The organism is Bythopirellula polymerisocia (genome assembly GCF_007860015.1).
In the GTDB taxonomy this organism is placed as follows: Bacteria; Planctomycetota; Planctomycetia; order Pirellulales; family Lacipirellulaceae; genus Bythopirellula; species Bythopirellula polymerisocia.
The window spans coordinates 307,375-330,442 of the sequence record NZ_SJPS01000002.1 but is presented as its reverse complement, the minus strand read 5'-3'; the positions used below and the strand labels follow the sequence as shown (position 1 = coordinate 330,442).

The window sequence follows — 23,068 nt, the reverse complement described above, 5'->3', positions numbered from 1 at the left end:
CGATCATGGTCCACTCCGCATAAATTCATTGGAACCCTCAGTCGAATGATCGATCCACATCGCCCAGATGTAGTGCTCATCTTGCACATTGTTGTAAAACCCTCGCACATAGGGTTTCACCATATTCTTGGAGACGTACGTGTAAATGGGGATGAGTGGAAGCTCGTCGAGAAGAATTCTCTCTGCCTTTTCCAACAGGCGAAAGCGCTTTTCAGGATCCACTTCCTGCCTGGCATTTTCAACCAACTGGTCATACTTTGCGTTGCTCCAACCAGTGCTGTTTTGTTCGCTGTGAGAAATAAACATGTCGAGAAATGTATTGGGGTCAGTGTAATCGGAGATCCAACCTCGACGCGCGATGTCGTACTTGCCTTGTCGCAAACTAGTTTGATAAGCGCCCCATTCTTCATTTCGTGTCTTCACGGTGATGCCCAATGCTCGTTGCCATTGCTTGCGGATCAATTCAGCGATGGCCAGATGCGTTTCCTGCGTATTGGTAAGAATCTCGAGGCGTGGAAAACCATGTCCCTCAGGATAACCCGCCTCGGCAAATAAGCGGCGCGCCTCTTCGATGTTCTCAGCATCCGCAGTCTGCATCTGATATCCCTCTATGCCGGGAGGGACTAGACTCAAACTCACCGGTTCCCCGGCAGGGAGTAAACTGGAGGTTATTTCCTCCCGGTCAAGGGCCATCGATAAAGCTCGACGGATGCGGACATCATTGAGCGGTTCGCGCAGCGTATTGATCAAATAATAGTAACTTGACAAATAGGGAGCAGGATTCAGGTCGTTGCGAGGGGGATCTTCACGGATCAATTCGCGCATTGCCGGGGGTGGAACATTACTGATCCAATCGGCTTTACCGGTCAAGTACAAGTTGAGAGCCGTCGTAAGCGACTCCACTGCCAAAACGTCTACCACTTCCAACCGGACGTTTTCCCGATTCCAATAATACTTGTTTTTTACCAAACGAATTCGATCTCGAATCCGTCGAAAAGCGATGGTATATGCACCGTTGGTGACGATGTTCCTGGATTTGGTCCAATCAGGTGCGCCGTACGTTTCTAAACATCGTTGGTTGACGGGAAACAGAGGATAAAACCCTAGCAGCCCGAGGAAATATGGAGTCGGGTTCTCCAACGTGACCTGCAAGGTCAAATCATCAAGCACTTCGATCCCGACCTCTCGAAAATCTAGCAGCACCTGTCTACACCAAGCGACACCCTGAGGAGGATCGTAATCGGCCGCTTCGCTGTCGTCAGTCGGCCGATAAGTGATTTGCTTGCCGCCGATCTCCACGATGAAATCCCGTTCGTCATCATTTCTCGGCAGGATACGAACCAGTTTTCCGTGAAGAATTTTTCCTCGCAGCGTGTTCTTGGCATCAGGAGAAAGATTCAATTCCACTTCGACGGGGTCGTCCGGCTCAATGCCACTACCCCCGAGGCTGTAGTTGTGGGCATTCTTGATGTACCAAGCTTGATAGGCATATTCTGCCGCCGTGCGAGGATCAAGAAAACGTCGCCAGGAATACGCAAAATCATGGGCCGTGACCGGCTCGCCATTGGACCAGCGTGCATCATTTCGCAAGTAGAAAGTGTATGTTAGGCGATTTTCAGAAATCTCCCAGCGAGCTGCCACGCCAGGGATCGGTTCAAGGGTTTTGGGATCGTTTCGAACCAAACCTTCAAAGATTGCATAAGCAATACGACCCTCAGGTTGACCCGATATAAGTGCAGGGTCGACGCTCTTGATCTCACTCTCATTAATTACAGTAAAATCAGCAGGAGGCAATCCACCCCCCAGCGTCGCCCACACGGACCCTAGCAAGAGGCACGCAAACAACAGTGCGGCAATCAGACTGCGAGACGTGTCAGACATATAGGATGCAGCAGAGGGGTAGTAAGTGATAAACTGCATGTCAGCTTACCCTGAATGGGCAATTCACTCAAAGGAGAATCTCACGATTGTTTGAACATCAGCGCCATAAGCCTCCGCGTTCGCTAACCCAGCCTCGTGAATTACTGCTCGTGTGCGCACCGCTGCGGAGCAACATAAATCTCTCACGGATAGCTCGCGCTGCAAGTTGTTGCGGACTCGACAAGATTCTCTGCACTGGACCCGCAAAGTTGGAGCGCCGCATCGCCCGCGACGGAGCCGACACCATCCTTATTGAGAGCCATCGCACATTGTCACCAGTACTCGCCAACCTCAAGCGCGAAGGGTATCGGCTAGTGGGCCTGGAACAAACGACTGACTCGGTAGACATCCATCAGTACTCATTTAAGCGAAAAACCGCCTTAGTGATAGGCAACGAGCGCACCGGCCTGACGCCCACAGAACTGAAATTCCTTGACGACGTGGTGGAGATACCGGTATGGGGCATGCCCTACAGCTACAACGTGGCGACCGCCACGGCCATGGCACTCTATGAATACTGCCGTCAGTGGCCCGAGGGGTAGTTCAGCGAATCGCAAACTTCTGTGCCTGGGCAGCAATGTCCAGCCCAACATGCTCAGACCACGCATCCAGTAACTGGCCGTAAATTGTTCCGGTTTGGCCAGTGCCAATCGGCAAGCAATCCAGACGAACCACTGGAAGTAAACAGATTGAAGTGCTTGTGAAGAAAAGTTCGTCCGCCTCGGCCAGGTCCGCTGGAAGAAGGTCTTGTTCTTGACATGGAATACCTAGCCTTCTAGCCAGTTCAAAGACCACTTGCTGGCTGATTCCTGGAAGAACTTTGTCGAGACGGGGTGTGACCAATCCCCGATTCGCATAATAGGCAATGACGTTGGCGGTAGACCCCTCTCCTACATAGCCCTCTTGATCCAGCAGGATCGCCCGCGACTCGGGGCCATCACGCATTGCTTCGAGATCTGCAAGATAATAGTGCATTCGACTGCGACACTTGAGCTCAGGCGGCCAACTGTTTGAAGGTACCTGACGCGTATCGACAATGACTGCCGAGACCCCTTGCACAAATAGATGGGCCCATTGTTGAAAGGGCAGGGGATGGCCATGCACGCAAAGGGTTGGACTGGCGGCATCGACTGTCTTCCCAGGCGTCATGAAGACCACGATATTCCAGTCATCTCCCTCGATAAAGAACTCCGCGTTGCGGACCATGAACTCGTCGACAACCGCTCCGGCCTCGGAGCAGAGCGAACCGGCTTCCCAGCCCACGATCTCCAGTGAATGCCGTAGTCGAGCGAAGTGTTCCGCCGTGCGGTAAGGCCGTCCGTTAAAAGTACGTAGCCGCTCGGTCAGAGTAACGCCCATCAGGAAACCCAAATCGTCCACAGGGACGCTGAGTTGGCTGGCGGGAAGCCAAGTGCCGTTGAGATATGCGACAGAAGTGTTCATCCTGGCCAATATGACGAGTCCTGTGAGGTTTAGGAATCGTCAATTCCGGCAATCCGCTCAATTGGGCAATAAACAATTCACTTGAGTTCGGTGTGCGGACGGATGTGGGCATACGCTGGGATGATTGTATCGCTTTGTGAATCACCCGAATCTTCGAGTAATTGCCGCCACATGCTTGTCATTTTGGGCTCGTCGGCCAGATAATCGTAGATAACATGACTTCGGCCCACCTCGTGGGTGACATCGATAGTTCGAATCCGGTTCAAAGCGGTCCCCAGTTTCTCTCGGTGATCGACGCCTGCCAGTCCCATCGCATCGACGCGGCTATGCTTGGTGCTGAGGCGAAAAAATCGCATCGCCGGATCCAAGCGATTGGTCACGACTACCATTTGTTCGATCTGAGTTAAGGCTCGCTCGTGAACTTCCCCGGGAACAACCCAATCTGCGTCGAAGGCCGCTGCCACCAGAGCGACTCGTGCCGGCGACCGCTCAGGATGTCGCCGACTTGTAAATCGCAATTCGTTGAGATGCCCACCACCCAGGAGATGCATAGTCCCGCTTACCGTGCGTGCACCGTAACTGTATCCCATCAATGCCAGCGGCATATCCGCGGGCAATTGGTCCACAAACCAAGCCAATTGCCAGGCCACTTCGTTGGTGCGCTTTGCTTTTACTTTATAGTCTTTGATTAGTCCTGGAATTTGCTCCGAGGGCCAGGACCAGATGATATAACGAAGCGGTTCGCCGCTACGTCGTGCTCCGACCAGCGATTCGTAGACTGCCATTCCCTCGGCCACGTCATTGCCAAGCTCCACTCGATTGCCATGCACGTAGATCACGGTCTTACGAGTACCCGTGGAGGGATTCTGCAGGTTGTGCCAATCGTAGGTCATCCAAGTGGGAAGCCCGTCGGCATCAAACGTGAGCCGTCGGCAATCCATTTCGCGTTCCATCCGATTAGGATCACACGTGGTCCCCATTTGCCGAGTACTGATGAGCAATATCTCATCGGCCACCGGTGGTGCCGGAGGGGGGGCAATCGGCGGGGCCGCCAGGGCATCCCTTCCGAGTAGCAGAAACAACGCAAGCGCAGCGGTGACCAGGGACTTGCAGCTTAAACGAAGCGAATAGATGAGCGAATTGTCGTGTTCGTTCATGGATAGGTTCCGTCCGAGAATTACGTGCCAGTTTCCGATACTGCCGACATTCCGCAAGAACGTTAGTTCCGCGAGGCCAAGCAGTTGGGGGGGCATCACAAGAGAATGAGGCCTGACAATCCTAAGCAGATCGCATTCCATTGTGATTGCATGCCGCATTGCCGTCGCGCATATTTGGCGCTTGCGAGCAACTCCATTGCGGCTAATGTAAACGTAGCATACTTAATTCGCGCGTGTCGGAAAAAAATTCAAAATAATTTCGACGTTGCGTTTGCACATCACTCAGCATGTTGTAGAGTTTCGTGGCCAACCGATTTATCGGGGGCTCTAGCGATTGGGAAGGCCTTTGGCCCGTTCGATCACACTTGCGAACCAAACAACCGTTACGAAAGTTACGATTGTTTCCCACTCTACTAGCCGCTACGAACCGCCCCGTCCCTCCCCACTCCACCCACCACGGGTGCCCCGCCGAGGAGACTACGAATGAGAAGGAATGTATTGCTATTGCTGACGTTGACGGTCGTAACGACCGCCAATGTTGGTTGTTGTTCCAGTTTTCGCAATTGGCTCCATCGCGGGGCACGTTGCGGAACCAGGACCGTTGCCCCGGCAATGATGGGTTCGCCCGTCGCTTTGGGTGCCCCGGTCGCTGCCCCCACGATGCAACCCATGATGGCCGCCCCTGCGATGCAGCAGATGGCCGTCCCCCAACAACAGTGCGTACCCCAATGTGCTCCGCAATGTGTACCTTGTATACCGATGTGCCAACCATGCTTCGACCCCTGTGCCAACATGTGCTGTCCCAGCGACCCTTGCAGCCAAGGATCCTGGTACGGAGGGTTCAGCGATGGGGACGAAACCTATATGCCCAGCAGTGAAACCTTTGTGCCGCAAGGATCGTCCAATACGATCACTCCCGGACCTGCCCCCGAGGTTCGCACGAACTACCCTGAACCTGAAAAAACCGAAGAATAAACCAGAGAATCACCCACCCAAAATCATAATCGTCCATTGGATGCGCCGCTCCGCGTGGCCCGCTGGTAGAGAGGAAACCTCCCGCCACCCAGTAACTGGGTCTGCCAACACCGCCCGGGGCAATGCGCCATCCGCCTTCTATCTTGAGTGCCGCTCGACCGTGCCATCCTGAACGCGGTCGAGCGGCTTTTTTATGCGCCGCATTTGCAGGCAATGCGTGAAATCCGCTACTCACCGAGCTACAATAGTAAAGTGGACATTGTCCCCCTTACCTGCTCGGTGGCACAGAGGTTTTGGCATGATTTCTCGATACCCTTGCATTGGCAACCTCGCCTCGCTTGCGCTCTTGCTCTGCCTCACTGCATCCCAACCAGCTGCCGCGCAGATCAAAGACACTGCCGTAGAGGATTCCCTCGTCACTTACGGCAATTCTCAAGTCGTCCGATATCGGGTCGGCGCGTCGATCACTGCCAATCGGGGTCCCGTGCAAGACGTGCTGGCCATGGTGGCAGTGCCGTTCGAGTGTGCTGAGCAGCAGGTGCAAATCGCTGAAGAAGACATCTCCCCTGAGGTGGATCAGCTCGACTATCGACTTCTCGACGGCGGGGCGCGCCAGATGCTAATCAGGATTCCCTATCTCCCCAACGGGAAAGAAGCCCACGCGATCATCACCTTCGACGTCACCACCAGCGCGGTCCTCCCTCCCGAAGAAGATCAAACGGCCCTGCTCGTGGTCCCTCAGAAGCCCGATCGCCAACTCAAAAAGTACCTCGGCCGCAGCGACTACATCCAAACCACTGACAGCAAAATCCGCAAAACGTTGCGCGAAATATTCGCCCCAAAAAAGCAACCCGCTGAAGCTTCCGAGAGCGAACCCGCAAGCGATGAACCCGACGGCGAAGCCGCTTCAGCGGCTGTGGATGCAGGCCCCGAACAATCCGCCGATGACGAGGAAACTCTCACCCCCTGGCAACGCGTCGAAACCATCTACGACTACGTCCAGGACAACGTCCAGTACGTCGAAGGTGACGACAAGACCGCCGTCGAAACCCTCACCGATGGCACTGGCGATTGCCACGACATCAGTGCCCTGTTCGTCGCCCTCTGCCGAGCCGACAAGGTCCCGGCACGCCTGGTCTGGGTCCACGAACACTGCTACGCCGAGTTCTGTCTGGCCGACGCTGATGGCGACCTGCATTGGTTCCCCTGCGAGTCCTCCGGCACACGAGGTCAAACCGCCGGCGTGCGGGCGTTTGGTGCGATGCCTCAGCCGCGGGTCATCATGCAAAAGGGAGACAACTTTCGCGTCCCCGAACGTCCCCGCGAGCGGCTCCGCTATGCTACCGACTTCTTCATCGGCGTCCCGGTCCGCGGCAGCGGCAAACCCCTAATGAAGTACATCAGGGAACAGCTGTAAGGGGATAGTTTCGAGTTGAGAGCTGCGAGTTTCGAGTAAATGGTCTTTCCTCGCAACTCAAAACTCACAACTCGCCACTCTTCCCTAACGCCTCATCCAAGGCGTCTTCTAAGCCGTAGGTTGAGGTGCTTGCCCAGACTGCGCGGCCTTCGGCGTCGAACACAATCAGCGTGGGAAAGTACTGGATCCCCAGCATGTCCAGCGTTGGATTCGCACCATAACCCACGGGCCAATCGAAGCCGGGGATCGTCGCCATGTAGGACTCAACCGCTTGACGGGCAGAACCCCCTTCCGGCGTGAGGCCGACGAACTCCACCCCCAATGGTTGGTACTTGGCATAGAGGCGGGCCAGCTTGGGAAGCGACTCCCGACAAGGTCCGCACCAGGTCGCCCAACAGTCCACCAACACGATCTTCCCGCGCAGACTTGTCGGCGACGGCACGTTGGATGAATTCAACCACCCCTCGGCCATCAAATCCGGCAGTGGCGCTCCGACCGCAAACGGCGAATCGCCGCCACCGCGCGGCCAGACGATCACCGCCACCGCCGCTATCAATAACAGCAGCCCCAGCTTCTCGCCCCAACCGGTGGATCGTTTTGGCATTTGAATAGAGGGTAGTGGTTAGAGGTTAGAGGTTAGTGGTTAGTGGGCTGGATTGACGATGCTTTGCGTTACCCGAATCCCCAGCCTCTAGCCACTTTCCGGTGTGATTAGTGAGATTTTTGACGGGGCCAATTGTTCGAAAACTTTTTTTACAAAACAAAACTCCCGCTCTTCGCGTGGGCCTGATTTTCTTTAACTCGTTATTCTGATTGGGGTTGCGTCATTGCCGAGGGTGTCGCTTATTGTGAGTTTTGTAAAACAAAACTCTCGACCCCGGGTGCAAAATTAGTGGTCAGTGCTTGGGATTCAGAAACGCGCCGTTTTACGTGAGCGGATTGGCGCTAGCCACCGGTTATTCAACGCATCTATGGCCAATGTCCAACGGCTAGCCGCACACCATTATCGCGATATTCTGGCGCACCGCCACCGCGATTATTAGCCGGGAAGAATGGACAGGCGCTAGCAAATAGGCGCTAGGCGCTAGTCAGAAATGGCTCTGACTAGCGCCCAGCGCCTCATAACTAGCGCCTAACTACTAGCACCTTCTTCGAATCAGCCCCAATGAAGCCCCGAGGAGCAGCACGAGTGAACTTGGCTCGGGGACGTTAGCCAACGCAGCGACCAGTGGTGGGCCGCCGAATTTCATTTGAATGATCAACAAATCTCTCCCATCCACATCACCATCGCCGTCGGCGTCGCCGAGACCGGCCAAACTAGGTGGAGAGGTCCGTCCGTAATTCGTCTGCCAGATCTGCAGATCGAGCTGATTGACGATGCCATCGCCATTGAAGTCAGCACCCACAGGCGCTGCGATTGCAGCAGTCGCAGTGGCAAAGAGCGTATCGGTGGTTCCCAGTTGATCGATGTCCCAGAGTAGTCCTCCTGCCGCGGCCTGCTGCGGGACGAAATTAGTAATGCCACCGCTCGCACTTAGCAGTTGATAGGTGTCGCCAGGTGTTGGCGATACTCCGGCTGAGTAGTCCAGTGCGACAATCGCGCCGGCTAAATCGGCCGTGCCCGTGATGTCGAGTGTTCCCGACGAAGTACCGGCTGCGAGCCCCAGCAGGCCCGCGGCGGTGAAGGTCAGGTCACCTACAAACAGAACTTCACTGCCGGCAAGAATCTGCAGATCACCGCCGTTGTTATTGAACTGACCATGCAAGGTACTATTTCCACCAACAGTAACGGTGCCTCCGATCTCGTTATCCAGCCCCGCAGGATAACGCATCACCCCGTCGCGGACCACGATTTCGCGTGTATTGATGAGTGGGACAAGCGTGGCATTGAAATCCATTTCGCCACCGAGGATTTCAATCGTGCCGTCGTTGACGACCGGGCCCGAGAAGACCAGCTTCTCTCGCAGGTTGGCAATCCCAGCAGCATTTCGTAGTTCGCCTAGTGGGCCGACTACTACTGCCCCATCGACAAATCCATCGCCAGAGATGACCCCTTCGAGAACAATCGGATCGAAGATTGAAGTTAGTTGCCGGAGTCGTCCACCGGTAGTCAAATTTACTCGACCATCCCGATTAACAAACGTTGTCCCGGCCACGAGCACCTGAGCCTGATTGGCAATGTTGAGCGTTCCTTGTCCATTGGTGAGAACCCCTGCACCATTGCCGATAATCAGATCGGCGTTCGTAAGAGACGTTCCAACGTTCCAGCGCGAGCCGATGTCCGTCACGGTGACAACGCCAACTCCGCCATCGTCGTTGCCGATGATCGAATCACTGCCGAGATCTCCCGAAAAGAGAACCGCTCGGGAGTTCACTTCCAGTTGTCCATAGCCCAGATCGCCGACAATAAGCCCATCGGTTCGGATTCGCGAACCTTGACCATTGATCGTGCCGACGCCGGACCCAGTCTCTAATGCACCAACGATGAAGTCCAAAGCCGTCACACTAGCACTATCAAACAGGTCCAGAAACCCTTGGCCGGCATTACCTAACGTAAGGGTATTGGCGACAACCCAATCACCTCCTAGAAAGTCTTCAAACGTTGCTGCACCGATGCTTCCTTCTTCGTTGCCGATGATGCCGTTGTCGGACTCCAGCGGAGCGAGAGTACCGAACAACGGAGGGGCAAAATCCATAAAGAGGCCCGCGATGCCGGTATCGCCGATGATCAAGTCGCCACCGATTGAACCGCCAGCATCGGGGATGTTGATGGGCAGAGGGTTGGTATCTCCCGCTGCGGTCACATCCGCGCGGGTTGTCGATTGCAGGCTGAGTAAAGTCAGCACAGCCAGCAGGGTCAATAAACTCGTGGCTCTGTGCAGGGGACTAGTCTTATTACTCATAGATGAACGCATAGAAGTGCCTCTCTCGGATGGGTTGCCAGGGGGCTTCCGGAGACCCGTCTGGCTGGTAGTTCCATTTTCATTGGGAATTTGGAGGGTGTCAAGGAAAATAGAGGTTAGTGGTTAGTGGTTAGAGGTTAGAGGTTAGAGGTTAGGGAAAAAGCGAGACTCCGATTCCCCCTAGCCCCCAGCCGCTAAGCTCTAGTCTCTTTCAAGCGTGATTGGATGTTAATGATTAAAGGGGTCCGAGGGACTAGGATCTGGAGGCTAGGGATTGGAGATGCGTAGACGCATCCTTTTCCCCCCGGTCCCAACTAACCTCTAAGCTCCAGCCTCTAACCTCTAATCCCTACTCAATCTCCCGCTTCAAGCGGATCGTTTCTTTCACATTATGGTTTGCCCCGGGTTGGAAGCCGACGGGGATGGTGCGGTCGACGATGGCGAACTCTCGTACGCGGACCTCTTCGCCCGTATCACTGCCTGCCTCTTTGGTGAATTGGTAGCCGTCGGGGTAAATGCGTTTGTACAGATCAACCGAACCCCCCCATCGTGGATCTGTGGCATCATAAGTCGGCGCTTCCTCGACTTCAAAAAACCCGACGGTGATCCACACCGCAAACACATTCGAGCGGGTAGTGGTCATGCTCGATAGCCGTGAAACGGGCGAGTAGCGGAAGTATGGATTGCGGAATGAATTTCGGAAGTTGTTAGCAGGGTTTACAGCGATGGTCGAACAAAGCGGATCCCCAGCAGGCGCAAGTACTGTTCCACCTGATGTAGATAAGTCGGGCAAGACCACACTTCGCAACAAAGTTGAGTCCAATCCTGCACGCATTAGCTTCGCTAAGGGAACAAAATCGCCGGTGTTCGCTGAGCGAAAAGGATTCGCAAATAGTGTGGGACTCTCACTATCTAAGATAGTGGGATCCGTTCCAACTGTAGATTGATAGCCGCGCCGAGAAGGCCATAAATCATCGTCATCAGGACCGGGATGGACTCCATTTCCGCCCCCGCCATTCCGTTTTGCACTCCCGTGGAAAATTCCATCCCATACTGCTTTGTTCGTGATCGTATTGATATTCACCTTTCCAGGCTCGCGACGAGCCGGAAGCCGATTGAACGGAGGCTGCCATTGGTAACGAGGATCGCGTGGGTCCTTGTTTGGCGCTCCCGCAACAGGGTGATCCGCCAAAGCTGTTCCAAAAGTCGTTGGATTGAGCCAAGTCTCGGTACCGACGTAGCGGCTGGGGACCTCGACCAGATCGAGGACTCGATATAAACCTGGGATTGCCCGGTTTTGAGTATCTAGTTTCGTCCGGAAGAAGTTCATCAAATGGCCATAGGGACCATCTAATTTGTACTTCAGCGAAGTCGACAAGGTGATTTCAGGTATGGTGCCATCGTATTTTTCGGCAGACGTCGAATTCAACATCGAAAACGTCTGCAAGAGCTGCGAACTGCGGCGATTGGGCACCTGCATCAGTTCACCGGGATTGGCAAAGGGGCGATTGTTCCAATCGATCCAGGCAAATGGCTGTTTGGGCACGACGCGATCACGGATCGGATCGGTTGGGTTAGCATCGCGGAACGGTTCGTTCATGAATCCCAGCGTACTATCCGGCATGCCGTTGAAGTTATGTGTGTTAGCCCCTTCAGTACCAGAACCATTAACGGATTCATTCTTGAAGTAGCCGCCCACGGTACCGCTTGATGTAATGCCGATCCCTTCGGGATTCCAAAGATTCTCGGCTGGTTGGCTAGCATGTGGTGCATTGTCTGGGTCCGTCGGTCCGCTGCGACGTCTGGCGGAGAGGGCTCTCGACTGCAAGTCACTTAATCGTAGGGCAGGTTCGGTTGGGGCATTAACCCTGCCTCGCTGGACGCTCGAAAAGGAATCGATCGCAAAATTATTGCGAAATCTGAGAGCTCGATCATCAGGAGTTGTGCGGAGTTCTTCCATATCCCGCAGACCGTTAAAGACGGTGACATTGGCGCCCATCGAATCGACGGTCAGGTAGGGATTGATCGGCTCGTTGGCCCGGTGACCTGTTTTGCCGGCGGGTGGATTCCAAGGCAAAAGTGGATTTGCCAACCGCTGCAAGTAAATCCAGCTGAAACCGGGAATCGTGCGGCGGGCCTGGGCCGGATCCGAAGCAGCTCCTCCTCCACCTCCTCCGATACCTCCTCCCGCAGGGGCTTGACCCGGCAAGGTGAGTCGTGTTTCTCCGTCGGCAAACGACGAAGGTTTGCGATCTGGTGGAGCTCCGATGCCGCCACGGCCATTGCCACCCCCAGCCCCGATGCCTCCACCCGCGCTTGCTTGAGAGCGCTGATCGTCCAATGGAATGTCAATGTATCTGGGTGCGTATTGGGTTCCATCCCAGCGACTTCCTGCCCAATTGACCGGATAGCCGTTAGCGGGTTCTGAAATGGTAAAACGTCGCGGTTGATCGATGATTGCCACATCCGCCACACTGGGGCTGCTACTCCCCGGTACGGGAGACAGAATAGAATTAACTTCCGCCTCGGTAGGTGACTCCACACGAAAATTTGCTTTTTGATCCGTGACCGTCGTGCCACTATCACCATGCAGGGCAACGGCATTGGCGGCATTCGCCGCCGTTCTTGTTTTGAGCATGATGCCGCGATTCGAAGTGCGCGTACCCGTTTTTGCGCCAATTTCTGCCAAATATTCACCAGGTCCCATCGACTTGCCGGCCCCTACGACCAGATAGCGACCGGGACGCACCGACGGCACCGTATTTGTAAGATCGTTGTAATAAGCGACGCCATCATTATCCCACGTCGCGTTTCTGGAATCAGGATCAAACCCGGCAAAGTAGATACTGCGGTCAACCGTCGTCGGGACGTTCTGATTGTCCAGGTCGTCGGGGTCTTTGTCCGGACCAGCGATATTAGTTTTGGCCGGAATGGTGGGAGGAATCCCCGGGATCTGCCTCGTCTGATAAACACTCAACCGCCACACGGGTGAGACATCGTTACCAGAAGGTGTGCGAGGAGCAGATACCGCTGCTAGATTTACTCCCAGGTCGTGGCCATTGCCATCGACAAAGTGCGTATCGGCATTCGCGCCAGGACTAGGCGACCAGGGATTATAGAGTTCGATGAAGGCCGCCCCGATGGGTCGCTCGCGTTGATCGTAACTCCGGTCGTAGGTGTCCTTGTCGTCGTCGGTCGATCCAATCTTGCCAGAATCGGCTTCATCGAGGTCGGGGTTTTCCCCTTTGCCATCTTCAGTCCGACGATCGTGCCAGGCCAAGGTCTCGGTCATCACGAGTTCGGGTCGTTCGCTGCCCCAGACCAACGTGTCGTCTGACGTACCAGGACTTGCGTCCGCGCCGGCATGATCGGCGGTGGTCGTGAGATCGCCGTCGGGGGCCCAGCCATCTGCGTCGAACGGATCAAGATCATATTCAAAAGCAGTCTGGATATTATCCGCGTCGCGGAATTCGACGGCGTTGATTGCCCATTGGGCCAACAGGCGCGCACGATCACGCTTATCTTGAGCCGAGCTAGTAGATGGCAAGGGATCAACTACCGCCATTGCCATCACGTAAAGATGTCGCGCCAAGAGTTGGCGTCGGAAATTGTGCAAACTCACCAAATCATCGTTGTTGTCAACGACGCCATCGCCGTTGCTGTCACCCCGTTCTGCCGCTGTGATCGTGCCGTCGCCATCGCGGTCAAAATCATCGTGGAAGACAGCGTTCACAAAAGCAGTCGTCGGCGGAGAGGCTGAAGTTCCAGCTCGGGTGTAGTCGATGGACCACCCGTTTGGCTCATATTCCCCCGGTTCATCCACAACACCATAACCTGGCTGGCCAACCGGAGTATCATCCCAGCCATTGCCGAGCGGCCGATTGAGATCAAGCTTCAACCCCGCCATCATTTCAGGTGCAACAAGCTGTGACATCTGGCGGCGAATTGTTTGAATTCTCGTAGGATTCGTTGAATCACCACTAACCGGCCAGTTTTGAGAGGATCGAAGCCGATACTCTATCAAATCAGCAAACGTGGCGTTCACTGGCTGGCGATCCATGATGGCGAAGTAGTCATCGGCGTTGTTCGCCGTGCCATCGGGTCCATTCTTTACCCACTCAGGCATTTCAAAGCCCGGTTCGGGGAGGTCGTAGCTGTCTGTGGTAAGCAGAGACCGCCAATTATTGAGGTTGTTAATATTGGGCGTGGTGGTGTTGCCCTTGAGTAATTCGTAGAGTCGAGGCGGGAGGGTCGGGGAGTCAATGTCGTACGCCCGCAGCAGTCTTTCTAGTTCTGCCAGCGAGAACGGATTGTCGACGCTCGTACCTGTACCTCGTGCACCGGAGGCGGAAAGATTTAGTTCATAAGGGGAGCCTTCATCAAGAAACACTCTTCCCGATGTTTCGTAAGAAGCTTCGTGGCTTGCCTGGCCAAAATCATTGAGTCCCAAGGCATAGCGTCCCCGAAAGTCAGGTAGAGACCCGTAATTACTGCGTGCTATCTGGTTGAATTTCGCAGGCACGCCTTGCATTTTGAGTTGCGCTTGCAAATCAAACTGGCCCATGATTCCCGCTGATTGAGCGATGTTTGCTCCAGTAGTCGTACCATAGCGACCAGGATAGTAAGTACCATTCACACTATCTCCGCCAAGAATCTCACTGAAACGATTCCCCACGACATCCCGCAAACTAATCTCCGCTGGTCCAAAAGCGAGTCCCTTTGGGAGGTCTCTCGACGAAACTCCTCCAGCCATCGGGATGTTAATGTTTGTGCCATTTTGCTGAATATCGACAGTCCCATGCGCATTCACATTCAACCGTCCATCCATATCGAGCACCAAGACCGCAGCGAGCGGTTTGACCAACTTGCCATCGGGACCGGCGATCACAGGGGCACCGAAATCGACCCACACACTGTCGGGGATACCGTCTTTGTCGTTGTCCACATCCCAAGGGCCGTAAATCATGCGGCGGAGTTTATTGGAGTTGTCGACAGCTGAATTACCTGTTGGAAAATAGGGATTGCTGCCAGTAAAGCTGGGATGGTCATGCCAGTTGGGTCGCAAAAGAATCTTCCGCAACAGGCTGGCATAGACGGGATCCGTGCCCAACCTTGAATTAGAGAGTGGATCGCCAGGGGAACCCAGGAAATCATTGTGCCGAGCCCAGTAGTTCAAAAGGGCTGGCCGATGGAATGAGGGCAAGACCATTGCACCCAAAGAGGCAGGATCGGGATCTGCAAAGTTCGCCAAGACAGAGGCCTGAGGACCGGGCGGACTCCACGCCAAGAACATATTTTGAAAGTCGGCCGCATCGTAGGTCTCATCACTATCCCCCAAGCCGTCAAAACGACGCATGTGGAGCGGAACAGGCATGGACGAGAAACCGAAATAGTTTGAATTCACCGTGGAGAAGTTTGGGTTATTGCCAACGTCAAAAAAGGAAGCATTTGGCATGAGGGCAAGCAAGCGCGGGTCGCCATTGACATCCTCACCGGTACCAAGCTTGCGTGTAGTGGCGGCGGTGACCAGTGGATCGTACCCCACCCCCGTGCCATTAAACGGCCGGCCATTGATAACGAATCGAGTCCCGTTGAGGATCGTCGGGTCGGTCAGCAGCGTGCCGTCACGACCAGGGAAATTCAAAATGCGGAGTAAAACGACATTGGTAGTGGGATCATTAAAGTACCCCACGATGCGAGTTGTTCGGCAGGCTGCTTCACCATCAAGAAAGGTTAGCAAGCGCCCACTCCAGGCATTGTCGGCCACCGGCAGGGGTTGCGAAATCAGGTTTGCCGGCGGTGGAGTAGTTTGCGTGAAGCTATTCCCGTAAAGATCGAAGTAGGGGTTCGTCAAAAAACTAAGCTCGATGAATTGGCCATTAGTGACATTGCCTATACCAGGGGAATTCACGCCAGCAAATACGGCAGTGGCCGGTTGTACGGTTGCCATGATCCCTTCTGAAGATCCATACAAATCCCGCAGCAAGCTGTGATACCGCAGCACGGAGTTCTGGTTGTTGGTGTCGCGGACCAGTTGGTTAAGGACCTCGTCGAGAAACTTGTGCTGCGTGGTCGAGATGTTTTCCTGGTTGCCGGCCTGTTGGTAGCTGCGGTTCGCCATGCGGAACTGATTCGACGAAATCACGAAGGCCGTGCCGATGAACAGAAACAAGGTCAATAGGCCGAGCACGACGAGCAGGAGGATACCGCGGCGGGGGGGATAGGCGCTAGGCGCTAGGCGCTGGGCGCTAGTCAGATAGGCGCTGGGCGCTAGACGCTGGGCGCTGGTTAGGCAGGGGATTCGTAGTTTGTATCGGTTGCTCATCGTTCTTCTCTTCTAACTGGTAAAGGCGCTAGTTGCCAGGCGCTAGGCGCTAGTCAGATGTATCAAATACGGTTCTCTTGTTCATTTCCTAGCTCTTCTCTTCTTCTGACCAGCGCCTGCCGCCCAGTAACTAGCGCCTACTCACAACACTCACAGCTCAACGTCATTTGCCGGGTTTGCACGTGGATGACTCCGGGGAGGATCGCTACTTGCAGATTTTGCCAAGAATCCGACGGCCATTCGCCCCCTTCGGAGACCATCAAGGTGCGCGTGGCTTGAGATCCTGCACCAGGAAGGCTTTGATTGAAGAAATCATCTTCAATCGCCAAAATGCGATACCACTTCATCATGAACTGGCCGCTGGTTTGGTTGACCCCCATGACGCAGACCCAGTTGGTGGGCCTGATACCGTCGAGTGCCGTTTCGAGCGTTTCATCATCTGAAGTATTGGCATCGTAGAGCACCAACTCTCCCTGGTTAAGAAACTCTGCATTCATAAGCCGTTCGCTGCCGACGATGCCGGGTGAGCTGGCAGAGGGTAACACCTCGCGTTTGTAAAACACGGCGACTGACACATCGTATAGTTCACCGAGCAAATTTGCCGCTGGCTGAAGACCCAAGAGGGCATTGCTACTGGTGGGGACCACAGTCGCCAGCCAGGAATAGTCGCCCTGGTATTGCCGAGCGAGCAAAGTGTCGTCGGAGGGATTCGCAGGAGTATTGTTAGCATCAAAAGTACTCCAACGCTGCATTGCGGGGCGATCTCCCTGGTCAGGTTGTTCAACGGCCAGATCGTCGCGGAGCCGGAAAATGGTCTCGGCGGTGGGAGTGTTCATGGCGACACCATTAAGCTGTGGGAGAGTTACTCGACGAACGGGCCAATTTGACCAATTGGCGAGAGGGGAAGTCGCCGAAAATGGCCCCGGCCAAGTAATGGCATCCCCATTCAAGAATGGAAAGTACTGCCTAGAAGCCGGCAGGGAACTTAATTCCGCTCCCCCCATCCCATCAATTACGAAAGCCGCACCTGGACCAATGTTATTCGCAACTGGGTAATAAAACAGTTGTGTGGTCTGATCGATGAGCGGGTAGCCGATGGAGTTCCCATTGACATGCGCCGCGTAATACCAAGATTCCGGTCGCATCAAACCGCGCGTCTCGATCTCGGCAAAGGCGTTGGCGGCCAGGGCGTCGCTGCGGTCTTTTTGGTCCCCTTGGGTCAGATAGTGACTTGCCACGGGAAAGATCGCCGCCACTCCCATCAGGCCAAACAGCAGCACAAACATCGAGATCAGAATCTCAATGAGGGTGATTGCGTTGCGAGTTACGTGGCGCGAGTTGCGAGGTGCGAGTAGGGATTTCCTACTCGAAACTCGAAACTCGAAACTCGAAACTGAATCCGGCGCGAGGCACGAGTAGCGAGGCGCGAGCGAGAAATTCTGGCTCGAAACTCGAAACTCGAAACTCGAAACTAAGCCCCTCTTTCTAATCACGGTTTCTGTCCTCCGACATCTGTGTGGACGTGGGCTAAGCCGTGGGCCAGTTCGATTTGTTCAACCATGGCGTTGTAGGATTCATCACCGGGTCTTGTGGTTACGTCGCTCGGGTTAACAAGTGCGTTTTCCACTACCCGCAGTCGACCACCAGCCGAGTCGAGCATCAGCCAGCGGCTCTCAAGATTGAGCCAGTTGACCTTCGAGCGAACTTCCTTGAGTTTTTCCTCCGAGAAATTCTGGCCTAGGTACCAAACACAATCTTGCTCGGTATAGGGATCGCCTAACACTAAACCACCGTTTTCTCCCCGGCCAACGAGCAGGAACAACTTTTCGGCATTTTTGATTTCGTTTCCGTTCTTCCACACAGTCTCGATTCCCCCATTCGGCGAGAACAAAATCACGGCAGAAATCGCTGTCGGACTTGTGACATTGGTTTCTACGAAAAAGACGGGTTCTCCATCTGCTTCGTATCCCGAGGCCTGCATATCGATCGCAATCCCGGCGGGGAGCTGGAAGGAAGGCTGGACGCTGAATGCCGCGGTGCCCGCAGGTTGTCGCGCGATCTGATAGCGCTCTCCGGCGGGAGAGTTAGCAAGCGGAGGCACCTTCCCCTGGCCCTGACTGGCTTCATCGAGCCAGACACAAATCAGGCGATTCTGATAATCAGCTGAGTTCTGCCTAGGATCCAGAAACTTCTCGCTATAAGGATCCTGGGGATTCAAGGGTTCATTGCTCTGGCGGGGGTCGTCGATAATCTTGAACCGCTTGCCTCCGACTTTCACAATATCCCCTACGCGGATCATTCCGGGGGGGAGAGGATCGCCGGCAAGAGTTGTCGCAACCATACTGCTCACGACATAGAGTCTTGCTCCATAGAATTTTGGGTATATTTTGCTCCCATTTCCGCCCGTTACTGGTCCGTAGAGGATTTTGTTGTCGGTAAGTCCCTTTTGCGCGAGAAAATCGGTGATCTCTTGGACTCCCATGCGCGATTCGTTGCTGGACCCCGAAAAGGGTGCCGGCACGGCCAATTGATAGGCCTCGATCGCGATACCGCTGCCAGGGGTGTTTGTGGAGGTGTCTCCAGAACTTGTTTCGCGAAAACCGATGCCCACGGGTCGACCCGTGCGGGCTGCCTCGGCCTGGGCCGACATGAGGAACGTCTTCAAGCCCCGGGCGGCCTCGCGGATTTTGCGGGCGTCGTTATTGGGCGAGACCAGCGGCAGCACCCCGGCCACCAACGTGACCAGAATCACCACGACGACCATCAGCTCGATGAGGGTCATTCCGTGAGGCGCGAGTTGCGAGGCGCGAGTTGCGAGTGGGGAAATAGATTCTTTTCTCGAAGCTCGAAACCCGAAGCTCGTAACTTTTTCTCTATTGTTGTTCATGGTTCTGTTCCTCTGTTCTCTGCCCCTTGCCCCTCTATCTCTCTTACTAGCGCCTATCAACCAGCGCCTAGCGCCTTCCTCATCTATTATCAAGTACGTGGTTGTGGATGTTGTCGACGGAGTTGTCTTCGCCATCGTTGTTACCATCAGAGGGGAGACCTGTCTGATAATTGGGAGTCGTAGGAGAAAATGATAAAGTGGAGAAAGCCGGATCAATAGCATATGGATCCAACGCAATTCCACTTGAAATTATGCTCCTATTGCCAGCAGTATTGATGTCTGAAATCCCATCCGGACCCGACGAATAAATTAAAGGCACCAGACGAAATCCGGTTAACTGATTGGACGTAGAATTGTTAGTTCCTCTTAACTGGTCTACCGCTTGTCTAACGAACACATCATTCAACGGATAGGCACTTCCTCCTGCAGGAAGCACATCAGCAAGGTTTCTTTTGAAGGGATCGAAAGGATCATGATCCGTCGTTGTGTCGCCGGCCATAAGAGAGGAACGTGCGACAAAACCAGCAGGCCAGCGAACCCAAGCAATAGGATTGCCCCAACCGTCAAGGAATTCAGGAGCACCATCTCCATCGGTATCACCGATGTCCTGGGAACTGAAGAGCGTTCTCGCCTCACCATCTCCTGTGAGATACATGATTGTTAGATATAAGCATTCAGCAGCTTGATGTTGGACTACTTTAGCTAATTTGTCTGAGTCGCCATTCGCCCAGTTCAAGACTTTCTGATAACGCCGATCATAAATACTGGCGACCGCAGGCTTTCTGAACAACATGACTGGATTATCATTTAGGTCTGACCAATGATCAGGCATTTCGTACTTCATTTGTTCACGCAATGCCAACAGCCTCATATCTTGCGTTACTGCTGTCCGGACATTGGCTGGGAGGCCATTAATTGATTGTTTAAAGCCTGGGGCGAGATCAATAGTTCTCGTCATGTAACTCGCATACTGCTCCATGAGCAGCGTGTGGAGTTTGCTGATCGTGGTTTTGGTGCGGGCAGCGCGGGCGGACTCCATGGCGGAGCGGGATGCCCCTAGGAACACGGCACTGAGCGTGGCGATGATCGCGATGGCGATCAGAAGTTCGATCAGGGTGACGCCTAGACGCGATTTCTGATTTATGATTGCGAATTTATGATTTGTGCGCGCAAGGAGAGCGTGTCGCCTAGAACGCGTGTTCAGATCATCAATCACAAATCCTAAATCAGACATTATTCTTGTGCGCTCTCCAGTGTGCCGGGAGTGAAGTTGGTGAGCGTATCGGCCACGTCGCCAGTGAAGGGGCCGGTGGGGAAGAGGAACACTCCACTGGCATCGCCGGTATTAACATTGCCAGATGCATTAAGAATGCTGAAAGGCTTAAAACTGCCCCAGGCATCGTCTAAGCCAGAATGGAGTATTTGGAACTTACCTTTGTTCACGAACACAATGTCCTTGGGGGCAGGAGTGTTCGAAGTACTAAAACCTTCGCGAAGTTTTTTGAGGGCGTAGATTTGAACCGAGTCGTTCTGCCCCAGACCTGTCAAATTTTGATCGTAATCAATGGGATCGTGACGAGAGGCATCGAAATACAAGTAAGGCCGTTCGGAACCTGACGGGTTGTACCGCCACAGGTTGATGCGAAGTCTTGCAGGCCCCGTATTTTTTGGATTATCATACGTTACATATCGCCCTTGCCCGCCATTGTCAGTATCGTGGAAAACACCACTGTCATTTCGTGGCCCAAGCCGCCCGAGATCAAACTCGTATTCGCGATTACGGCTTTCGAGCACTTCCCCGGTCGTTGAAGTGGGATCAAAGGCAGGTCCGCCAGGACCGGAGAGAGGATACTGAGTATCCTCACTAAATCCACCAAGCCAAAAATAAACGGCTTCGGCGGAATTCATGCCGTTTGGTAGTAAGGAAGGATCGCCTGGATTCTGATTTCCCGTTGCTCCACCCAATCGACGGATCAAACCAACAGGTTCCTGGCTACGAGGAAACGCCTTCTTGAACATTCGCTCGAAGTCGCTGGTCGTAAGTTGAGAGACAACAGTTCCACTGTAGTTGGATTCACCTTGGAAACTCATTCCGTTCGGCGGATACGCCCCGTACTTGTTCTTGACCTCTTCGATGGACTGTCCCAGTTGGTTGATCTCCAGAGAGATACGGGCCCGTTTGGAAGCGTTCAGCGCGTTCATAGCACCGGCGGTGATCAAGGCCGCCAAGATCGCGATGATCGTGATCACGACCAAGAGTTCGGTGAGCGTGAAGGCGCTAGACGCTAGACGCTGGGCGCTAGTTGGATTCCAAGCCTCTAGCCTCCAGCCTCTAACCTCTATCTTCTGTTCTTTTTTCCGTGCCATTTGAGAATCTCCTGTTTAACTGGTTGAATTACGTGCAAATCATGTGCGCAAGGGGGCTAGCAGGGACTATTTGCCGGGAAATGGAAAAATCTCATTTTCAGAGGCCTGGAAAGTCTCAAAATGCGATTCATACCCCCCTGTAGGGCTAGTTGAAGCAGCCCTCAGTACCCAACACCCTGTGCTGCCAGCGCAGTTTATTGTAGCGAAATAGTACAGGAGAGGCGCGAGTGTCGGGTTGCGAGACGCGAGACAATACTGTTACTCGTGACTCGAAACTCGCGCCTCGCAACTTGCTCCTTATCCCGTTAGTCCGTTGATTAGTTCCACCAGAGGGATGAAGAGGGCGATCACGATGAAGCCGACGGCACCACCTAGGAACAAGATCAGCAGCGGTTCCATCAGCTTGGTGAGGCCATCGGTGAGCACTGCGACTTCTTCGTCATAGGTGTCGGCCACCTTGTAGAGCATCGTATCGAGTTCGCCTGTCTCTTCGCCGACGTCGACCATGTTCACGACAATGTCGTCGACGACCCGTTGGCGGTATTTCATCATGTAGATCAATAACCCGATGGGGCCACCGATGAAGCAAAACCAGAAGAAGGCGGCGACCGGGTGGAAGCTGAGCTTGGAGTATTCCTTCATCGGCTGGGCAATCGCGTCACCCTCGCGGATCCGCTCGCTGATGCGGGCATAGAGTTTTTCGAACACAGCATTGCCGGCGGTCTCACGGGTAATGTTCAGGGCTTCGAGGATTGGCACACCCGAGGAGATAAGCGTCCCCAGGGTTCGCGAGGTGCGGGCCATGATGTTCTTCTCGATCAGACTGCCGAAGATGGGAACCTTGATTGTGAACTGATCCCAGCCCATGCGGCCGGCCTTGAACTTGCGAATCAGTTTGATCAAGAGCCAGATAGCAATCGGCACGCCGGGGATCAGGTACCAATAGTTGACGCACCACTGGGAGAAGGCAATCAGATAAACCGTCATGAGCGGCAGATCGAGATCGAAATCGTCGAAAATCGCTTGGAAACTCGGCACGATCTTAATCATGATGAACGTCAAGATACCGACGGCCACGGACACGACGACGATCGGATAGATCATCGCACCCTTGACCTTGCGCTTGAGCGATTCAGACCGTTCTTTGAAGTCTGCGAGGCGCTGCAGAATGATTTCCAGGGCACCACCCGCTTCGCCCGCCTTGATCATGTTCACATAAAGTCGGTCGAACGCCTTGGGGGCCTTGGCCATCGCTTCGGAGAGCGTGTCGCCGGCTTCGATCGCTTCGCAGGTGTCTTCAAGCGAGTACTTGAGTCGGCCCGGCTTGGACTGTTCGCCGAGGATGCGTAAGCTCCGCAAGATCGGCAGGCCCGCGTCTTGAAGAATCGAGAGTTGGCGGGTGAAGGCGGTGAGATCTTTTGATTTGACGCCGCCGAAGACGAAGCCACGTTTCTTCTTGCCGGGTCCCCCCTCGGATTTCTTGCGTGCCTTCTTGACGGAGATCTTGGTGACGAAGTACCCCATCTGCCGAATCGTGGCTTGGGCATCTTCCTCGGTCGCCGCTTCGATCACGTCTTTGATCTCAGCGCCGGTCGAATCCATCGCTTCAAATTGAAATGTTGGCATAGTAATTGAGAGGTTAGGGGTTAGAGGTTAGAGGCTAGGGGAAGTAAG

Annotated in this window: 14 protein-coding genes; 3 read left to right on the top strand and 11 right to left on the bottom strand. The window is 54.3% G+C overall.

Annotated elements, in window-relative coordinates; genetic code table 11:
* Window positions 1-3: 3 nt before the first annotated feature.
* Window positions 4-1,920 (bottom strand): peptide ABC transporter substrate-binding protein, encoded by a 1,917-nt coding sequence (locus Pla144_RS24485; RefSeq protein WP_197530469.1) that lies wholly within the window; start codon window positions 1,918-1,920, stop codon window positions 4-6.
* 47 nt (window positions 1,921-1,967) lie between these two features.
* Between Pla144_RS24485 and Pla144_RS07495 the strand changes: the two genes are divergently transcribed.
* Window positions 1,968-2,462, top strand: coding sequence for a TrmH family RNA methyltransferase (locus tag Pla144_RS07495; protein ID WP_231936238.1), 495 nt, complete (start codon window positions 1,968-1,970; stop codon window positions 2,460-2,462).
* A gap of 1 nt (window position 2,463) precedes the next feature.
* On the opposite strand, the gene Pla144_RS07490 is transcribed toward Pla144_RS07495, so the two are convergent.
* Both Pla144_RS07490 and Pla144_RS07485 read right to left on the bottom strand, forming a co-directional pair.
* Entirely contained in the window at window positions 2,464-3,363 is a 900-nt protein-coding gene (locus Pla144_RS07490) for an aminotransferase class IV (protein ID WP_146449604.1), read from the bottom strand.
* Between the two features lie 77 nt (window positions 3,364-3,440).
* A complete protein-coding gene (locus tag Pla144_RS07485) occupies window positions 3,441-4,520 on the bottom strand; it encodes an alpha/beta hydrolase (RefSeq protein WP_197530468.1) in 1,080 nt (359 codons plus the stop codon).
* Window positions 4,521-5,003: 483 nt separating this feature from the next.
* On the opposite strand from Pla144_RS07485, the gene Pla144_RS24480 reads away from it, so the two are divergent.
* Entirely contained in the window at window positions 5,004-5,495 is a 492-nt protein-coding gene (locus tag Pla144_RS24480) for a hypothetical protein (RefSeq protein ID WP_197530467.1), read from the top strand.
* Window positions 5,496-5,793: 298 nt separating this feature from the next.
* Complete coding sequence (locus tag Pla144_RS07470; protein ID WP_197530466.1) at window positions 5,794-6,912, top strand: transglutaminase-like domain-containing protein; 1,119 nt, start codon at window positions 5,794-5,796, stop codon at window positions 6,910-6,912.
* A gap of 64 nt (window positions 6,913-6,976) precedes the next feature.
* Here the strand turns inward: Pla144_RS07470 and Pla144_RS07465 are convergent, their stop codons facing one another.
* The 8 genes from Pla144_RS07465 to Pla144_RS07430 all read right to left on the bottom strand — a co-directional run bounded on the left by Pla144_RS07465 (window position 6,977) and on the right by Pla144_RS07430 (window position 23,020).
* A complete protein-coding gene (locus Pla144_RS07465) occupies window positions 6,977-7,516 on the bottom strand; it encodes a TlpA family protein disulfide reductase (RefSeq protein ID WP_146449593.1) in 540 nt (179 codons plus the stop codon).
* Window positions 7,517-8,051: 535 nt separating this feature from the next.
* Complete coding sequence (locus Pla144_RS07460; RefSeq protein WP_197530465.1) at window positions 8,052-9,815, bottom strand: dockerin type I domain-containing protein; 1,764 nt, start codon at window positions 9,813-9,815, stop codon at window positions 8,052-8,054.
* Window positions 9,816-10,164: 349 nt separating this feature from the next.
* Entirely contained in the window at window positions 10,165-16,140 is a 5,976-nt protein-coding gene (locus Pla144_RS07455; RefSeq protein ID WP_146449589.1) for a hypothetical protein, read from the bottom strand.
* A 137-nt stretch (window positions 16,141-16,277) separates the two neighbouring features.
* Window positions 16,278-17,426, bottom strand: coding sequence for a hypothetical protein (locus Pla144_RS07450; RefSeq protein WP_146449586.1), 1,149 nt, complete (start codon window positions 17,424-17,426; stop codon window positions 16,278-16,280).
* A gap of 203 nt (window positions 17,427-17,629) precedes the next feature.
* Window positions 17,630-19,027, bottom strand: coding sequence for a prepilin-type N-terminal cleavage/methylation domain-containing protein (locus Pla144_RS07445; protein ID WP_197530464.1), 1,398 nt, complete (start codon window positions 19,025-19,027; stop codon window positions 17,630-17,632).
* 79 nt (window positions 19,028-19,106) lie between these two features.
* Entirely contained in the window at window positions 19,107-20,261 is a 1,155-nt protein-coding gene (locus Pla144_RS07440) for a prepilin-type N-terminal cleavage/methylation domain-containing protein (protein ID WP_146449580.1), read from the bottom strand.
* A complete protein-coding gene (locus Pla144_RS07435) occupies window positions 20,261-21,394 on the bottom strand; it encodes a type II secretion system protein (protein ID WP_146449578.1) in 1,134 nt (377 codons plus the stop codon). Before Pla144_RS07435 ends, Pla144_RS07440 begins: the two co-directional genes overlap by 1 nt.
* A 297-nt stretch (window positions 21,395-21,691) precedes the next feature.
* A complete protein-coding gene (locus Pla144_RS07430; protein WP_146449576.1) occupies window positions 21,692-23,020 on the bottom strand; it encodes a type II secretion system F family protein in 1,329 nt (442 codons plus the stop codon).
* Between the last annotated feature and the right edge of the window lie 48 nt (window positions 23,021-23,068).

What these genes read in the sequence shown, in the direction of transcription:
- Pla144_RS24485 (WP_197530469.1), bottom strand. Translation starts at nt 1,920, where the DNA reads ATGCAGTTTATCACTTACTACCCCTCTGCTGCATCCTATATGTCTGAC.
- Pla144_RS07490 (WP_146449604.1), bottom strand. Translation starts at nt 3,363, where the DNA reads ATGAACACTTCTGTCGCATATCTCAACGGCACTTGGCTTCCCGCCAGC.
- Pla144_RS07485 (WP_197530468.1), bottom strand. Translation starts at nt 4,520, where the DNA reads ATGAACGAACACGACAATTCGCTCATCTATTCGCTTCGTTTAAGCTGC.
- Pla144_RS24480 (WP_197530467.1), top strand. Translation starts at nt 5,004, where the DNA reads ATGAGAAGGAATGTATTGCTATTGCTGACGTTGACGGTCGTAACGACC.
- Pla144_RS07470 (WP_197530466.1), top strand. Translation starts at nt 5,794, where the DNA reads ATGATTTCTCGATACCCTTGCATTGGCAACCTCGCCTCGCTTGCGCTC.
- Pla144_RS07465 (WP_146449593.1), bottom strand. Translation starts at nt 7,516, where the DNA reads ATGCCAAAACGATCCACCGGTTGGGGCGAGAAGCTGGGGCTGCTGTTA.
- Pla144_RS07460 (WP_197530465.1), bottom strand. Translation starts at nt 9,815, where the DNA reads ATGAGTAATAAGACTAGTCCCCTGCACAGAGCCACGAGTTTATTGACC.
- Pla144_RS07455 (WP_146449589.1), bottom strand. Translation starts at nt 16,140, where the DNA reads ATGAGCAACCGATACAAACTACGAATCCCCTGCCTAACCAGCGCCCAG.
- Pla144_RS07450 (WP_146449586.1), bottom strand. Translation starts at nt 17,426, where the DNA reads ATGTTTGTGCTGCTGTTTGGCCTGATGGGAGTGGCGGCGATCTTTCCC.
- Pla144_RS07445 (WP_197530464.1), bottom strand. Translation starts at nt 19,027, where the DNA reads ATGAACAACAATAGAGAAAAAGTTACGAGCTTCGGGTTTCGAGCTTCG.
- Pla144_RS07440 (WP_146449580.1), bottom strand. Translation starts at nt 20,261, where the DNA reads ATGTCTGATTTAGGATTTGTGATTGATGATCTGAACACGCGTTCTAGG.
- Pla144_RS07435 (WP_146449578.1), bottom strand. Translation starts at nt 21,394, where the DNA reads ATGGCACGGAAAAAAGAACAGAAGATAGAGGTTAGAGGCTGGAGGCTA.
- Pla144_RS07430 (WP_146449576.1), bottom strand. Translation starts at nt 23,020, where the DNA reads ATGCCAACATTTCAATTTGAAGCGATGGATTCGACCGGCGCTGAGATC.